This is a genomic window from Streptomyces sp. JLYT201, from assembly GCF_059448825.1.
The window spans coordinates 6,908,023-6,921,115 of the sequence record NZ_CM182551.1; the positions used below are offsets into that span (position 1 = coordinate 6,908,023).

General features: G+C 74.1%; 13 protein-coding genes. 9 read left to right on the forward strand and 4 right to left on the reverse strand.

Annotated features, from left to right (window positions below):
* Nucleotides 1-3: 3 nt before the first annotated feature.
* Nucleotides 4-1,095 (reverse strand): Strvi_7410 family MBL fold metallo-hydrolase, encoded by a 1,092-nt coding sequence (locus AC5WAM_RS29160; RefSeq protein WP_495519361.1) that lies wholly within the window; start codon nucleotides 1,093-1,095, stop codon nucleotides 4-6.
* Between the two features lie 119 nt (nucleotides 1,096-1,214).
* Between AC5WAM_RS29160 and AC5WAM_RS29165 the strand changes: the two genes are divergently transcribed.
* Together AC5WAM_RS29165 and AC5WAM_RS29170 are read left to right on the forward strand one after the other, a co-directional pair.
* Entirely contained in the window at nucleotides 1,215-2,687 is a 1,473-nt protein-coding gene (locus AC5WAM_RS29165; protein WP_495519362.1) for an aldehyde dehydrogenase, read from the forward strand.
* Complete coding sequence (locus tag AC5WAM_RS29170) at nucleotides 2,687-2,920, forward strand: ferredoxin (protein ID WP_138959463.1); 234 nt, start codon at nucleotides 2,687-2,689, stop codon at nucleotides 2,918-2,920. The genes AC5WAM_RS29165 and AC5WAM_RS29170 overlap by 1 nt, the downstream gene beginning before the upstream one ends.
* A gap of 75 nt (nucleotides 2,921-2,995) precedes the next feature.
* On the opposite strand, the gene AC5WAM_RS29175 is transcribed toward AC5WAM_RS29170, so the two are convergent.
* The gene (locus AC5WAM_RS29175; protein ID WP_366794778.1) at nucleotides 2,996-3,625 is read right to left on the reverse strand and encodes a TetR family transcriptional regulator; all 630 of its coding nucleotides are present in this window, start codon (nucleotides 3,623-3,625) and stop codon (nucleotides 2,996-2,998) included.
* A 328-nt stretch (nucleotides 3,626-3,953) separates the two neighbouring features.
* On the opposite strand from AC5WAM_RS29175, the gene AC5WAM_RS29180 reads away from it, so the two are divergent.
* The 3 genes from AC5WAM_RS29180 to AC5WAM_RS29190 are packed head-to-tail and all read left to right on the forward strand — an operon-like array spanning nucleotide 3,954 to nucleotide 7,200.
* Nucleotides 3,954-5,363, forward strand: coding sequence for a glycosyltransferase family 4 protein (locus AC5WAM_RS29180; protein WP_495519363.1), 1,410 nt, complete (start codon nucleotides 3,954-3,956; stop codon nucleotides 5,361-5,363).
* Nucleotides 5,357-6,133, forward strand: coding sequence for a class I SAM-dependent methyltransferase (locus tag AC5WAM_RS29185; protein WP_366794780.1), 777 nt, complete (start codon nucleotides 5,357-5,359; stop codon nucleotides 6,131-6,133). Before AC5WAM_RS29180 ends, AC5WAM_RS29185 begins: the two co-directional genes overlap by 7 nt.
* Nucleotides 6,130-7,200 (forward strand): prenyltransferase/squalene oxidase repeat-containing protein, encoded by a 1,071-nt coding sequence (locus AC5WAM_RS29190; protein ID WP_495519364.1) that lies wholly within the window; start codon nucleotides 6,130-6,132, stop codon nucleotides 7,198-7,200. Before AC5WAM_RS29185 ends, AC5WAM_RS29190 begins: the two co-directional genes overlap by 4 nt.
* Before the next feature lie 22 nt (nucleotides 7,201-7,222).
* On the opposite strand, the gene AC5WAM_RS29195 is transcribed toward AC5WAM_RS29190, so the two are convergent.
* The gene (locus AC5WAM_RS29195; RefSeq protein ID WP_366794783.1) at nucleotides 7,223-7,525 is read right to left on the reverse strand and encodes a hypothetical protein; all 303 of its coding nucleotides are present in this window, start codon (nucleotides 7,523-7,525) and stop codon (nucleotides 7,223-7,225) included.
* A gap of 177 nt (nucleotides 7,526-7,702) precedes the next feature.
* Between AC5WAM_RS29195 and AC5WAM_RS29200 the strand changes: the two genes are divergently transcribed.
* The 4 genes from AC5WAM_RS29200 (at nucleotide 7,703) to AC5WAM_RS29215 (ending at nucleotide 12,043) form a co-directional block, all read left to right on the forward strand.
* Nucleotides 7,703-8,254 (forward strand): hypothetical protein, encoded by a 552-nt coding sequence (locus AC5WAM_RS29200; protein WP_366794784.1) that lies wholly within the window; start codon nucleotides 7,703-7,705, stop codon nucleotides 8,252-8,254.
* A gap of 216 nt (nucleotides 8,255-8,470) precedes the next feature.
* Nucleotides 8,471-9,721, forward strand: coding sequence for a hypothetical protein (locus tag AC5WAM_RS29205; RefSeq protein WP_495519365.1), 1,251 nt, complete (start codon nucleotides 8,471-8,473; stop codon nucleotides 9,719-9,721).
* The gene (locus tag AC5WAM_RS29210; protein ID WP_366794787.1) at nucleotides 9,718-11,274 is read left to right on the forward strand and encodes a substrate-binding domain-containing protein; all 1,557 of its coding nucleotides are present in this window, start codon (nucleotides 9,718-9,720) and stop codon (nucleotides 11,272-11,274) included. The genes AC5WAM_RS29205 and AC5WAM_RS29210 overlap by 4 nt, the downstream gene beginning before the upstream one ends.
* Nucleotides 11,261-12,043 carry a hypothetical protein gene (locus AC5WAM_RS29215; RefSeq protein WP_495519366.1) on the forward strand — a complete coding sequence of 261 codons (783 nt, stop codon included), beginning with the start codon at nucleotides 11,261-11,263 and terminating at the stop codon, nucleotides 12,041-12,043. Before AC5WAM_RS29210 ends, AC5WAM_RS29215 begins: the two co-directional genes overlap by 14 nt.
* A 10-nt stretch (nucleotides 12,044-12,053) precedes the next feature.
* Here AC5WAM_RS29215 and AC5WAM_RS29220 read toward each other — a convergent pair whose 3' ends face one another.
* Complete coding sequence (locus AC5WAM_RS29220) at nucleotides 12,054-13,064, reverse strand: LLM class F420-dependent oxidoreductase (protein ID WP_495519367.1); 1,011 nt, start codon at nucleotides 13,062-13,064, stop codon at nucleotides 12,054-12,056.
* Nucleotides 13,065-13,093 lie beyond the last annotated feature (29 nt).

Genomic DNA, 13,093 nt, shown 5'->3' on the forward strand with positions numbered 1-13,093 from the left:
GCCTCACACCGCCGCGTACGCCACCGGGTCGCTGCCCGGCACCGCCTGCGCCCGCCCCAGCTTCACCAGCCTGCGCACATGCGCCTCCGCCTCGGAGACGGCGATGGTGCGCGAGCCCGCGGGGATGTCGGCCCAGGGCCTGTTCCACTCCATGCGCTCGGCGAGCTGCCAGGGGGTGCGCGCCTCGGCGAGCAGCGCGAGCAGGCCCGCGAGCCGTGCCTCGTGGTGGGCGAGCAACTCCCGTACGCGGGCGGGCGCGTGGGCGAAGGCGTGCTGGTGCGCGGGCAGGACCTCCGCGACGCCGAGCCGCCCGATCCGCTCCAGGGAGTCCAGGTAGTCGCCAAGGGGGTCTCCCCTGCTCGAGCGAAGCCGAGAGCCTGGGGAAGGATCGGTGACCGTCCGGTCGTCGGGGTCCTCGTACAGGCCGATGTGCGGGGTGATGCCCGGCAGGAGGTGGTCACCGCTGAACAGGCGCCCGCGCCCGGGGAGCCGAGCCGGGTGCTCCTCCTCCAGGTGCAGGCACACGTGGCCCGGGGTGTGGCCCGGCGTCCAGATCGCGCGCAGTCGGCGGCCGGGCAGGTCGAGGAGCTCGCCGGGCGGGATCGGCCGGTCCGGCAGGGCGGGCAGGCGGGCGGCGAGGCCGGGCACGCGCCCCGCGTCGCGGGCGGCGGCCAGCGGTGCCACGTGTTCGGCGGGCGCGCCCGCGGCGGTCAGCTTGTCCACCAGATACCCGAACCACCGCCGCATCGGATACTCCCGGGTGCGCCGCACCACGTGCGCGTCGGCCTCGTGCATCGCGAGCCACGCCCCGGACGCGGCGCGCACCCGCGCGGACAGGCCGTGGTGGTCCGGGTGGTGGTGGGTGAGCAGCACCCCGTGCACCTCGGCGACCTCGGTGCCGCAGGCGGCGAGCCCCGCGACGAGCACGTCCCACGACGCCGGGTCGTCCCAGCCGGTGTCGATCAGGACCGGGCCCCGGTCGGTGTCGAGCACGTACACCAGCGTGTGGCCCAGGGGGTTGTCCGGGATCGGTACGGCGATGCTCCACACCCCACCGCCGTGCCCGGTCACCCCTGTGCCCGTCACCCGGGTCATCCGCCGCCCCCCGTCCCTGCCGCCGGAGCTGTCGGCCGCACGGCCGTTGCCCACTATAACTAGAACTGATATCAGTTCTGAAACAGCGTCAGAAAGCGTCCCGCAGGAGGCGGTCGGCCATGACGGAACTCGTGGAGCACGGACAGCTGTTCATCGGCGGGGAGTTGACCCGGCCGCTCGGCAAGGACGTCATCGAGGTCGTCTCGCCGCACACCGGCGAGGTCTTCGCGCGGGTGCCGCACGCCGCGACGGCCGACGTCGACCGGGCCGTCGCCCTCGCCCGCGAGGCCTTCGACGAAGGGCCCTGGCCGCGCCTTGCCCTCGACGAGCGGATCGAGGTCGTCACGAAGATCAAGGACGGCCTGGCCGCGCGGCACGAGGAACTGGCCCGGGTCATCAGCTCCGAGAACGGCACCCCGATCACCGCGTCCGTCCTGGTCCAGGCCCTGGCCGCGATGATGGTCTGGGACGCGGCGATCACCACGGCGCGGGAGTTCCGTTACGAGGAGGCCCGCGCGGGCGCGCTCGGCCGGATCCTGGTGCGGCGCGAGCCCGTGGGCGTCGTGGCGGCCGTCGTGCCGTGGAACGTCCCGCAGTTCACCGCCGCGGCCAAGCTCGCGCCCGCGCTGCTCGCCGGGTGCCCGGTGATCCTCAAGACCTCGCCGGAGACCCCCCTGGACGCGTACGTCCTCGCGGAGATCGTCGCCGAGGCGGGCCTGCCGGAGGGCGTGCTCTCCATCGTCTCCGCGGGCCGGGAGGTCAGCGAGTACCTCGTCGGGCACCCCGGCGTCGACAAGGTGTCCTTCACCGGGTCCGTGTCCGCGGGCAAGCGCGTCATGGAGGTCTGCTCCCGCCATCTCACGCGCGTCACCCTGGAGTTGGGCGGCAAGTCGGCCGCCGTCGTCCTGCCGGACGCCGACGCGGCGAGCGCGGTGGCGGGCATCGCGCCCTACGCGTGGATGATCAACGGCCAGGCGTGCGTGGCGCAGACCCGCATCCTCGTGCCGCGCTCCCGCGCGGGCGAGTTCGCCGAGGCCTTCGCCGCCGCCGCGTCGGCGCTCAAGGTCGGCGACCCGATGGACCCGGCGACCGAACTGGGGCCGCTGGTCGCCGAGCGGCAGCAGCGGCGCTCGCTCGACTACATCCGCATCGGCCAGGAGGAGGGCGCCAAGATCCTCGCGGGCGGCGGCCGCCCCGCCGGGTTCGACCGCGGCTGGTACGTCGAGCCGACGCTGCTCGGCGGCGTCGACAACTCCATGCGGGTCGCCCGCGAGGAGATCTTCGGGCCCGTCATCTGCCTCATCGAGTACGGCGACGAGGAGGAGGCCGTGCGGATCGCCAACGACTCCGAGTACGGCCTCAGCGGCAGCGTGTGGACCGCTGACGTCGAGCGCGGCCTGGACGTCGCCCGCCGGGTGCGCACCGGCACGTACGCGGTGAACACCTTCAGCCTGGACATGGCGGGCCCCTTCGGCGGCTACAAGAACTCCGGCCTGGGCCGGGAGTTCGGGCCCGAGGGGTACGGCGAGTACTTCGAGCACAAGATGATCCACCTGCCCGCCGGGTACGCGCCCGAGGGGGCCGGGGCCTGATGGGCGACCGCTGGCACGTCGAGGTCGACCGGTCGGTGTGCATCGGCTCCGGGATGTGCGTGAACCTCGCGCCGGACGGCTTCGCCCTGGACCCCGCCCGCCAGTCGCACCCCCGGCGGGCGGAGACGGACGCGTCCGAGCAGCTCCTGGCGGCCGCCGAGGGCTGCCCGGTCGAGGCCATCACGATCACCCTGCTCGGCAGCGGCGAAGTGGTGTTCCCGCCGGAGGAGTAGCGGGGTGCTGCCCGGGGCCGGGCGTGCGTTCCCCTGGGGGCTAAGGCGGGTCCGGGCGTGCGTTTCCTTGGGGGGCTACGCCGCGTCCGGCGCGGTCAGGTCGATCAGCCGGCACACCATCTCGATGTCGATCTTCACCTGGGCGATCGAGGCCCGGCCGGAGAGCCAGGTGATCAGCGCCGAGTGCCAGGTGTGCTCGATCACCCGCACCGCGGAGAGCTGCGCCGCCGTCGGCTGCCCGTCCAGGCCCATGGCGTCCAGGACGATCGCCGTCGTGAGCCGCGAGACCGTGTCCACCTCGGGGCTCACGGAGCGGTCGGCGAAAGTCAGGGCGCGCACCATGGCGTCCGCGAGGTGCGGCTCGCGCTGCAGCGCGCGAAAGGCCCGCATCAGGGTCTCCGCGACCCGCTCGGCGGACGTCTCCCCGGCGGGCGGCCGCTTGCGCAGCGTGGTGTGCATGTGCTGGAGCTGGTCCTGCATCGTCGCGACGAGCAGGTGCACCTTCGAGGGGAAGTAGCGGTAGAGCGTGCCGAGCGCGACCCCGGCGGCCTCCGCGACCTCGCGCATCTGGACCGCGTCGAAGCCGCCCCGGCTGGCCAGTTGGGCACTGGCGTGCAGGATGCGGCGGCGGCGCGCCTCCTGGCGCTCGGTGAGCGGGGGTGACACCGTCGCCCGCGCCCCGGCCGTCTTCGCGTCAGCTGTCATCGTCCCGTCGCCCCGTCAGTCCCGTCAGCCGTCCCTGGGGTCCCGGGGGTCCCGAGCCCGGCCCACTCGTCCGCAAAAGATCCCACAGTTCCGCCCCGTGGTCCCGCCCGTGGGACGCCGGGACCGCGACCGCGATGCGACCGTACAGCAGGGCGGTCGCCGTGGCGCGAATCACCTGATCCGGGCCTTCCGGCGTGGCTACCTGCCGGTAGATTCGAGCCCGTCCGGCGATCACGGGCGGTCGCGACGGGAACCAACTCTGAAACTTGTTCTACATTACCGTCCCGGCGTAGTCTCGCGGACAACTGAAGGAAGAAGGGGGCCGACAGTGACCGCTGAGGCCAGAGAGGCGGGCCCCCCGCCGGGCCCTGCGACGGACGGCGGCCGCGCCCTGCGCATCGCTCTCCTGACCTACAAGGGGAACCCGTTCTGCGGCGGCCAGGGCGTGTACGTCCGGCACCTCTCGCGTGAGCTCGCCCGGCTCGGCCACCGCGTCGAGGTCATCGGCGCCCAGCCCTACCCGGTGCTCGACGAGGGCGAGGACCTCGACGGGCTCAGCCTGACCGAGCTGCCGAGCCTGGACCTCTACCGTCAGCCGGACCCCTTCCGCACGCCCAAGCGCGACGAGTACCGCGACTGGATCGACGCCCTCGAAGTCGCCACGATGTGGACCGGCGGCTTCCCGGAGCCGGTCACCTTCAGTCTGCGGGCCCGGCGCGAACTGCGCGCCCGGCGCGGCGCGTTCGACGTCATCCACGACAACCAGACGCTCGGCTACGGCCTGCTCGGCGACCTCGGCGCCCCGCTGGTGACGACCATCCACCACCCGATCACCGTCGACCGGCAGCTGGAGCTGGACGCGGCCGCCGACTGGAAGCGCCGCGCGTCCGTGCGGCGCTGGTACGCGTTCACGCGCATGCAGAAGCGCGTCGCGCGCCGTCTGCCCTCGATCGTCACGGTCTCCGGGACCTCGCGCCAGGAGATCGTCGACCACCTCGGCGTCCGCCCGGACCGGATCAACGTCGTCCACATCGGCGCCGACACCGACCTCTTCTCGCCCGACCCCGCCGTGCCCCAGGTCCCGGGCCGGATCGTGACGACGTCCAGCGCGGACGTGCCGCTCAAGGGCCTGATCCACCTGGTCGAGGCGCTCGCCAAGGCCCGTACGGAACACCCCGACGCGCACCTCGTCGTCGTCGGCAAGCGCGCCGAGGACGGCCCGGTCGCCGCCGCCATCGAGCGCTACGGCCTCCAAGGGGCCGTCGAGTTCGTCAAGGGCATCACCGACGCGGAACTCGTCGACCTGGTGCGCTCGGCCCAGGTCGCCTGCGTGCCCTCCCTGTACGAGGGCTTCTCGCTGCCCGCGGCCGAGGCGATGGCCACGGGGACGCCGCTGCTCGCCACGACCGGCGGGGCCATCCCGGAGGTCGCGGGGCCCGACGGCCGCACCTGCCTCGCCGTGCCGCCCGGCGACTCGGGGGCGCTCGCCGCGGGCCTCGGACGGCTCCTCGGCGACCCGGAGCTGCGGGCCCGGCTCGGCGCGGCCGGGCGCGCCCGCGTCCTCGAACGGTTCACCTGGGCGCGGGCCGCGCAGGGCACGGTGGAGCGCTACCGCGCGGCCATGGCCGGCTCCGCGGGCACCGCCCCGGTCCGCCCCGCGGCCCCGCGCGGCGCGGCGCCCGCCGCCGCTCTCTCCGAAGTTGCTGGCCCCCACCACGAAAGCAGGACCCCGTGCTGACCGTCGACTTCACCCGCTTCCCGCTCGCGCCGGGGGACCGCGTCCTCGACCTCGGCTGCGGGGCCGGACGGCACGCCTTCGAGTGCTACCGGCGCGGTGCCCAGGTGGTGGCGCTCGACCGGAACGGCGAGGAGATCCGCGAGGTCGCGAAGTGGTTCGCGGCCATGAAGGAGGCGGGCGAGGCCCCGGCGGGCGCCACCGCGACCGCGATGGAGGGCGACGCGCTCAACCTGCCCTTCCCCGACGAGTCGTTCGACGTCGTGATCATCTCCGAGGTGATGGAGCACATCCCCGACGACAAGGGCGTCCTCGCCGAGATGGTCCGGGTCCTCAAGCCCGGCGGCCGCATAGCCGTGACGGTTCCGCGCTACGGCCCGGAGAAGGTCTGCTGGACCCTCAGCGACGCGTACCACGAGGTCGAGGGCGGCCACATCCGCATCTACCGCGCCGACGAACTCCTCGCCAGGATGCGGGAGTCGGGCCTCAAGCCCTACGGCACCCACCACGCGCACGCGCTGCACTCCCCGTACTGGTGGCTCAAGTGCGCGTTCGGCGTGGACAACGACAAGGCGCTGCCCGTCCGCGCCTACCACAAGCTCCTGGTCTGGGACATCATGAAGAAGCCGCTGGCGACCAAGCTCGCCGAGCAGGCCCTGAACCCGCTGATCGGCAAGAGCTTCGTGGCGTACGCGACCAAGCCGCACCTGCCGCGCGCCGCCGCCGCTCCGGCTCCCGCTACCGCTCCCGCCGACGCGAAGGCCGGGGCGTGACGAGTCCCGAGCGCACCGAACACCTGGTCCTGCCCGGTGTTCTGACGGCGCATCAGGCAGCGCACACGGTCCGCGGCATCCTCGCCGCGCAGCGCCCCGACGGCGCCATACCCTGGTTCCGCGGCCACCACCTGGACCCGTGGGACCACACCGAGGCGGCCATGGCCCTGGACGCGGCGGGCGAGCACGCGGCCGCCGCCCGCGCCTACGACTGGCTCGCCCGGCACCAGAACGCGGACGGCTCCTGGTACGCGGCGTACGCCGACGGCGACCCGGACGCCGTCACCGACCGCGGCCGCGAGACCAACTTCTGCGCGTACGTGGCCGTCGGCGTCTGGCACCACTACCTGACCACCGGCGACGAGGCGTTCCTCGACCGGATGTGGCCGGTGGTCGTGGCCGCCGTCGAGTTCGTGCTCGCGCTCCAGCAGCCCGGCGGCCAGATCGGCTGGAAGCGGGAGCCGGACGGCACCGCGGTCGCCGACGCGCTCCTGACCGGCTCCTCCTCCGTCCACCAGGCGCTGCGCTGCGCCCTCGCCATCGCCGAGACGCGCGAGGACCCCCAGCCCGACTGGGAGCTTGCGGCGGGCGCCCTGGCCCACGCGATCAGGTGCCACCCCGAGCGGTTCCTCGACAAGGACCGCTACTCGATGGACTGGTACTACCCCGTCCTCGGCGGCGCGCTCACCGGGGCCGAGGCCAAGGCCCGCATCGAGGAGGGCTGGGACCGCTTCGTCGTGCCCGGCCTCGGCGTGCGCTGCGTGGTGCCCAACCCCTGGGTCACCGGCGGCGAGAGCGCCGAGCTGGCCCTCGCCCTGTGGGCGCTCGGCGAGTCCGACCGGGCCGTGGACGTCCTGAAGTCCATCCAGCACCTGCGCGACGACGAGACCGGCCTGTACTGGACGGGCTACGTCTACGACGACGCGGCCGTCTGGCCCGTCGAGCAGACCACCTGGACGGCGGGCTCCCTGCTGCTCGCGGTGGCGGCGCTCGGCGGCGACGAGGCGACCTGCCGGGTGTTCTCGGGCACGGACCTCCCCGCGGGGCTCGACCCGGACTGCTGCTAGGGCCTGCCGGCGGGGCCCGCGCTCAGTGGCGGCGCAGCCGCCCCGCCACCAGGTGGCCGACCACGAGGTACACGACGGCGGCCAGGCCGTAGCCCGCCACGACCCGCGCCCAGCGCTCGTCGAAGGTGAACAGGTCGTGCGACCAGCTCGCGAGCCACCGGGCGACGTCGCGCACGACCTGCACCAGGTCGTTGCCCCGGTTGGCCTTCAGCAGGTCCATCAGGATCCACAGGACGATGATGACCGCCGCGACGTCCGCGATGACGACGATGACCTTCGCGGCGTCGGCGCCGCCTCGGGTGCTCTTGGTGAATCGGGGGGACATGAGGGGCGGGTACCGGCCTCCGCGCCGTTGAAACCCGGAGGGCCGGGGCCCCGGGGCCGGGGCCGGGAGGGAGGGCCGGGGCCGGGGCCTCCAACGGCCCCGCCCGCCTTGCGGGGCCGCTCCGGCGGGGTGAGGCTGCTGGCCGGGGGAGCCGTCCCCGCCTCCGGGAGGTCACCCGTGTTCCGCTCCGCACCGGCCACCGCGGTACGCCGCGCGCTCGTCCCGCTCCTGCTGTGCTGCGCCCTCCTCGCCGGGGCCACGGCCTGCGGCGGCGGCGACGGCGACGCGGCGAGCCCCACCGGCACCAGCTCCGCCGAGCGGCAGAAGTTCGCGAAGACCCGCTTCGTCACCAACGCGGGGCTCGCCGCCGGGGCGACGTACCAGTGGATCGTGAAGCCGTACCGGGACGGCCGCTTCAAGGCGGGCGCGGACGGGCGGAGGTTCGCCCTGGTCAAGGCGGGGATCGCCGGGGCCTTCAGCTACAACCGGCTCAGGGCGGCCCTGCGCAACGCCCAGGGCGACGCCGCCCTCGCCCGGGCCATGGCCCCCCTGACGGCGGGCATCGACGCGCTCAAGGGCCTCCCGTCCAAGCTCCGCAAGGGGGACTCCACCGAGGCGGTGGTCGGGTCCTTCGACGACACGATCAACTCCGTCAAGGAGGCGGGCCGCGCCGCGGGCGTGGAGGTGACGGACCAGGTCCCGTCGGCAGGTCAGCTCACCAAGGGCTGAGGGCTCCTCGTAGCCCCTCCGGCGTTTGAGGAGCGGGGGTCCGGGGGCGGAGCCCCCCCGGGTTCGGGAAGGGGCGGGTCAGGGGCGCCCCCGCGAGGGACCCAGTACCTGATGGCCCGTCATTCACCTTAGATTCAGGCGGAGTTACCCACTCCAAGGCACCCCGTTCGCGGCGGGGGCGCATGCTCCTGCCCCCGCACACGGCAGGAGAGCGCGGTGCCCGACAGAGCCAGCACGTCCAGCAGAGAAGAACCCCGCCTGGCCACCCGCCGCCCGGCGGCCCGGCGCCGCCGTTTCCCCCGGCACGTGCTCGCCGCGATGCCCCTCGCCCTCGCGGGCACCCTCGCCCTGCTCGTCTCGGGCAACGCCCTGCGCCCCTTCGAACGCATCACGACGATCGACGGCAAGATGGCGTCGAAGTCGGACTACTTCAAGGACCCCGAGGTCCAGCGACTGCTCCTGAAGCACGGCCTCCGCGTGGACATCCACCGCCTGGGCTCGCGCGGCATCGCCACGCAGTCGCTCAAGGGCATGGACGTCGTCTTCCCCTCGGGCCAGCCCGCCGCCCGCCTGATCATGCGGGGCCAGCAGCGCTCGGTGCGCACCGCCCGCCCGTTCGTGACGCCCCTGGCGCTCGGCACGTTCCGCGAGTACGCCCGGACGCTGGCGGCGGCGGGCGTGGCCCGCCCGCAGCGGGCGCGCGGCGGCGGGGACACGCTGTACTACGACCTCGACATGGAGGGGTTCCTGCGGCTCATCGAGCGCGACAAGACCTGGAACGGCATCGGCTACCGCGCCCACTCCGCGCACAGCAACAGCGGCCGCGTCCTCGTGCGCACCTCCAGCGTCTGCGAGTCCAACGCCGCTGGCACGTATCTGAGCATCCTCGCCTTCGTGAAGAACAGGAACCGGCCCCCGGGCACCGAGCGCAGACGCGGCGACGCGCGCGGCGGCGACCCGGTCCTCGACGTCGCCGCCAAGGTCAAGCCGCTGATCAACCTCCAGGGCATGGCCGCCGACGAGCAGGCCGACAGCTACTTCTCCGACGAGGGCGAGTCCATCGCGCCGGTGTCGCTGATCTACGAGCACCAGTTCCTCGCCCACCAGGTGGACTTCCAGAAGCGGCACCGGCGGGCCGACAGCCGCCGCGTGCTGCTCTACCCCTCGCCGCAGGCTCTCACCGAGCCGCAGCTCATCTCCCTCAACGGGCGGGGCGACCGGCTCACCGAGCTGCTGGAGTCCGACCCCGAACTGCGCCGGCGGGCCATCGAGCTGGGCTTCCGGGTGCGGTTCTCCGGCGAGGACAGCACCAGCGAGCAGCTGAACTCCTATCTGCGCGAGCACGGCGTGCAGGTGCCCACCCCCAACCCCGACCAGACGAAGGCCGACGCGCCCGACCTGGACGCCCTGGAGCGGATCATCAACTACGTCGGCACCTGCCCGCCCGTCACCGGCGGCCCCTCGTGAGGCGGCGCGCCCTCGCCGTCTGCCTGGCGCTGCTCGCCACCGCCCTGACCGGCTGCGGCCGGGGCGGGGACACCACGACCCTGCGGGTGCTCGCGAGCCCCGAACTCGCCGACGTGGAGCCGTTCCTCGGCGAGCTGAAGGACGACACGGGGGTCGAGCTCGACATCGACTTCAAGGCCACGGCCGACCTCTCCGAGCCGCTCGGCTCCTACGACCTGGCCTGGCCCGCGTCCGACCGCTCGTACCTGCTGCGGCTGCGGGAGCGCGGGCGGCCCGCCGCGCCGCCCGAGTCCACCGCGATCATGCGCTCCCCGGTCGTCGTCGGCCTCACCCGTGCCACCGCGGAGCGCGTCCGCGCCTCGGCCCGCGGCGGCCGGATCACCTGGGCGGACGTCGCGGACGCCGCCGCCGACGGGACCGTACGCTTCGGCATGGCCGACCCGCGGCGCAGCGACACCGGGCGCGCCGCGCTCGTGGGCGTGGCCACGGCCGCCGCGGGCACCGGCGGGGTGCTGCGCGAGCGGGACGTGTCCTGCGACCGGCTGCGCGGCTTCCGCTCCGGGCAGACGCTCACCGCCGCCAGCTCCCGCGCCCTGCTCGACGCCTACGCGCGCAGCCCCGGCCGGGCCAACGCCCTCATCGCGCACGAGGCGGAACTCCTCTCCCTGAACGCGGCGGGGACCCTGCGCCGCCCCCTGGAGATCGTGCACCCGGCGGACGGCATGGTCCTGTCCGACTTCCCGCTGATGCTCCTCGACGCCGAGCGGCACGAGGCGTACCGCAAGGTCGTCGACTGGCTGCGGCGCGCCGACGTACAGAAGAAGCTGGTGGAGCGCACCTGGCGGCGGCCCGTCGGCGCGGACGTGCCCCGGCCGCCGCAGCTGCGGTCCGCCATCGGCAACGCGCTCTCCTACCCCGACCAGCTCTCCGTCATCCGGCGCCTGATGGACGACTACGGCGACCCGGCCCGCCGCACCGGCGACCACGTGGTGTTCCTGCTCGACTTCTCCACGTCGATGCGCGGCGCGCGGATGGCGGACCTGCGCGCGGCCTTCGCCGGGCTGAGCGGCGCGGACCCCACGGCGGCGGGCAAGTTCGCCCGCTTCTACCGGGGCGAGCGGCTCACCGTGGTGCGGTTCGCGGGCCGCGTCCTTCAGGAGCGGACGGTGACGGTGCGCGGCGACGGCGACCTGCGCGCCCTGAACTCCTTCGTCGCGAGCGGCGGCTTCGGCGACGCGACGGCCGTGTGGTCGGCCCTCGACCGGGGCTACGACCGGGCCGAGGCCACCGTCGACGCCGACCCGGCCCGCCGCGCCTCGATCGTCCTGATGACCGACGGCGAGAGCAACTCGGGCCTGTCGTACGGCCAGTTCGCCCGCCGCTACGCACAACGGGGCGCCGCCGCGCGGTCGGTGCCCACCTTTCCCGTCCACTTGGGAGAGGCCGACGCCGGGGCGCTGCGGCGCGCCGCCGGGGCGACCGGCGGCCGCGTCGTGGACGCCGGGGCCTCCTCCCTCTCCCAGGCGTTCAAGGAGATCCGTGGGTGTCGTTGACAGCGCGTGGTGGGACCTGTGGTGGCCGTGGATGACCGTCTGGCTCCTGACGGCGGTGTGTGCGGGCGTGCTCGTGCGCCACGCCCTGGTGCGCCTCGGCTGGCTCCGGCGCGGCCCGCGGCGGGCCGCGCGGGGCCGCAGGACCTTCCACGGCATGTGCTTCTACCTGCACGAGCAGCGGGTGATGGACCTCTATCAGACGGGCGGCTTCTCGGCCGCCCTGGAGCAGGAGGTGGCCGACCGCACGAACGTGACGGCGGGCTTCAGCCTGTGGACGAGGTTCCGCGGCTCCGGCGGCACCGCCGGGCGGGACGTCACCAAGGAGCGGTTCACCTCGTACGTCCAGCAGAACACCCCCATCACGGTGATAGGGCTGCTCATGGACACCATGCGCCGGGAGGACGCCGTCGTCCACGCCGACCTCACCACGGGGCTGCTCGTCCCCAACCGGGCCCTCGCCGACAGCCTGCGCGACAGCGACGACGACCGCGTCGCGCTCAGCGCGGTGATGTCCGAGTTCGTCTCGGTCACCGGGCGCTTCACCGCGCGCGGCCTGCCCGGCGGCGACGTCGTCCTGCGCGCCCGCTACGGCGAGGGCCGCCCCGCCGCCCACGTCAAGATCACCTGCGCCGAGGACGGCATCCGCGAGGAGTTCCACGAGGAGGACTACTTCAGCGGCGAGTTCCAGGCCCGCTGCCTGGGCAAGGTCCGCACCTGGAACCGCGACGCGGGCGAACTGACCCTGGACCCGGTGGCGATCTTCCGCTGAGCCGCGGCGGCTAGGCGCAGAGCTCGGCGAGGACGCGCAGGGTGCCCGGTTCCCGGGCGAGGACGAGCAGGTCGGTGACGGGTCCCTTGCGCCAGAGCTCCAGGCGTTCGGCGATCCGCTCGCGCGGGCCGACCAGGGAGATCTCGTCGGCGAAGGCGTCCGGCACGGCGAGCACGGCCTCCTCGCGCCGCCCGGCCAGGAACAGCTCCCGCACCCGCCGCGCCGCGTCCGCGAAGCCCATCCGGGCCATCAGGTCGGCGTGGAAGTTCCGCTGCGCGTGTCCCATGCCGCCGATGTAGAAGCCGAGCATGGCCTTCACCGGCAGGAGCCCCTCCTGTACGTCGTCGCACACGGTCGCGCGGACGAGCGGCGCCACCATGAAGCCGTCCCGCAGCCCGGTGAGCGAGGCCTCGTAGACGTCCGTGCGGGTCGGGGACCAGTACAGGGGGAGCCAGCCGTCCGCGATCCGGGTCGTCTGGGCGATGTTCTTCGGCCCCTCGGCGCCGAGCAGCACGGGCAGGTCGCCGCGGAGCGGGTGCGTGATGGACTTCAGCGGCTTGCCGAGCCCGGAGCCGTCGTCCCCCGGGTACGGCAGCGGGTGGAACCGGCCGTCGAGGGCCACCGGGGCCGCGCGCCGCAGCACCTGGCGCACCACGTCCACGTACTCCCGCGTCGCGGTCAGCGGGGAGGCGGGGAACGGCCTGCCGTACCACCCCTCCACCACCTGTGGCCCCGAGAGCCCGAGCCCGAGGAGCACGCGGCCGCCGGAGAGGTGGTCGAGGGTGAGGGCGTGCATGGCCGTGGCGGTGGGGGAGCGGGCGGCCATCTGCGCCACCGCCGTGCCGAGCCGGATCCGCGAGGTGTGCGCCGCGATCCAGGTCAGCGGAGTGAACGCGTCCGAGCCCCAGGCCTCGGCGGTCCACACCGAGTCGTACCCGAGCCGCTCGGCCTCCTGGACGAGCGCGAGCTGCCCGGGTTCGGGGCCGCGCCCCCAGTACCCGAGCGCGAGTCCGAGCCGCATGGTCCCTCCCGGCCGTCACCTGACGGTAC

Excerpts from the sequence above, each read along its gene's own strand:
- AC5WAM_RS29165 (WP_495519362.1), top strand. The coding sequence starts at position 1,215 with ATGACGGAACTCGTGGAGCACGGACAGCTGTTCATCGGCGGGGAGTTG.
- AC5WAM_RS29160 (WP_495519361.1), bottom strand. The coding sequence starts at position 1,095 with ATGACCCGGGTGACGGGCACAGGGGTGACCGGGCACGGCGGTGGGGTG.
- AC5WAM_RS29195 (WP_366794783.1), bottom strand. The coding sequence starts at position 7,525 with ATGTCCCCCCGATTCACCAAGAGCACCCGAGGCGGCGCCGACGCCGCG.
- AC5WAM_RS29220 (WP_495519367.1), bottom strand. The coding sequence starts at position 13,064 with ATGCGGCTCGGACTCGCGCTCGGGTACTGGGGGCGCGGCCCCGAACCC.
- AC5WAM_RS29170 (WP_138959463.1), top strand. The coding sequence starts at position 2,687 with ATGGGCGACCGCTGGCACGTCGAGGTCGACCGGTCGGTGTGCATCGGC.
- AC5WAM_RS29175 (WP_366794778.1), bottom strand. The coding sequence starts at position 3,625 with ATGACAGCTGACGCGAAGACGGCCGGGGCGCGGGCGACGGTGTCACCC.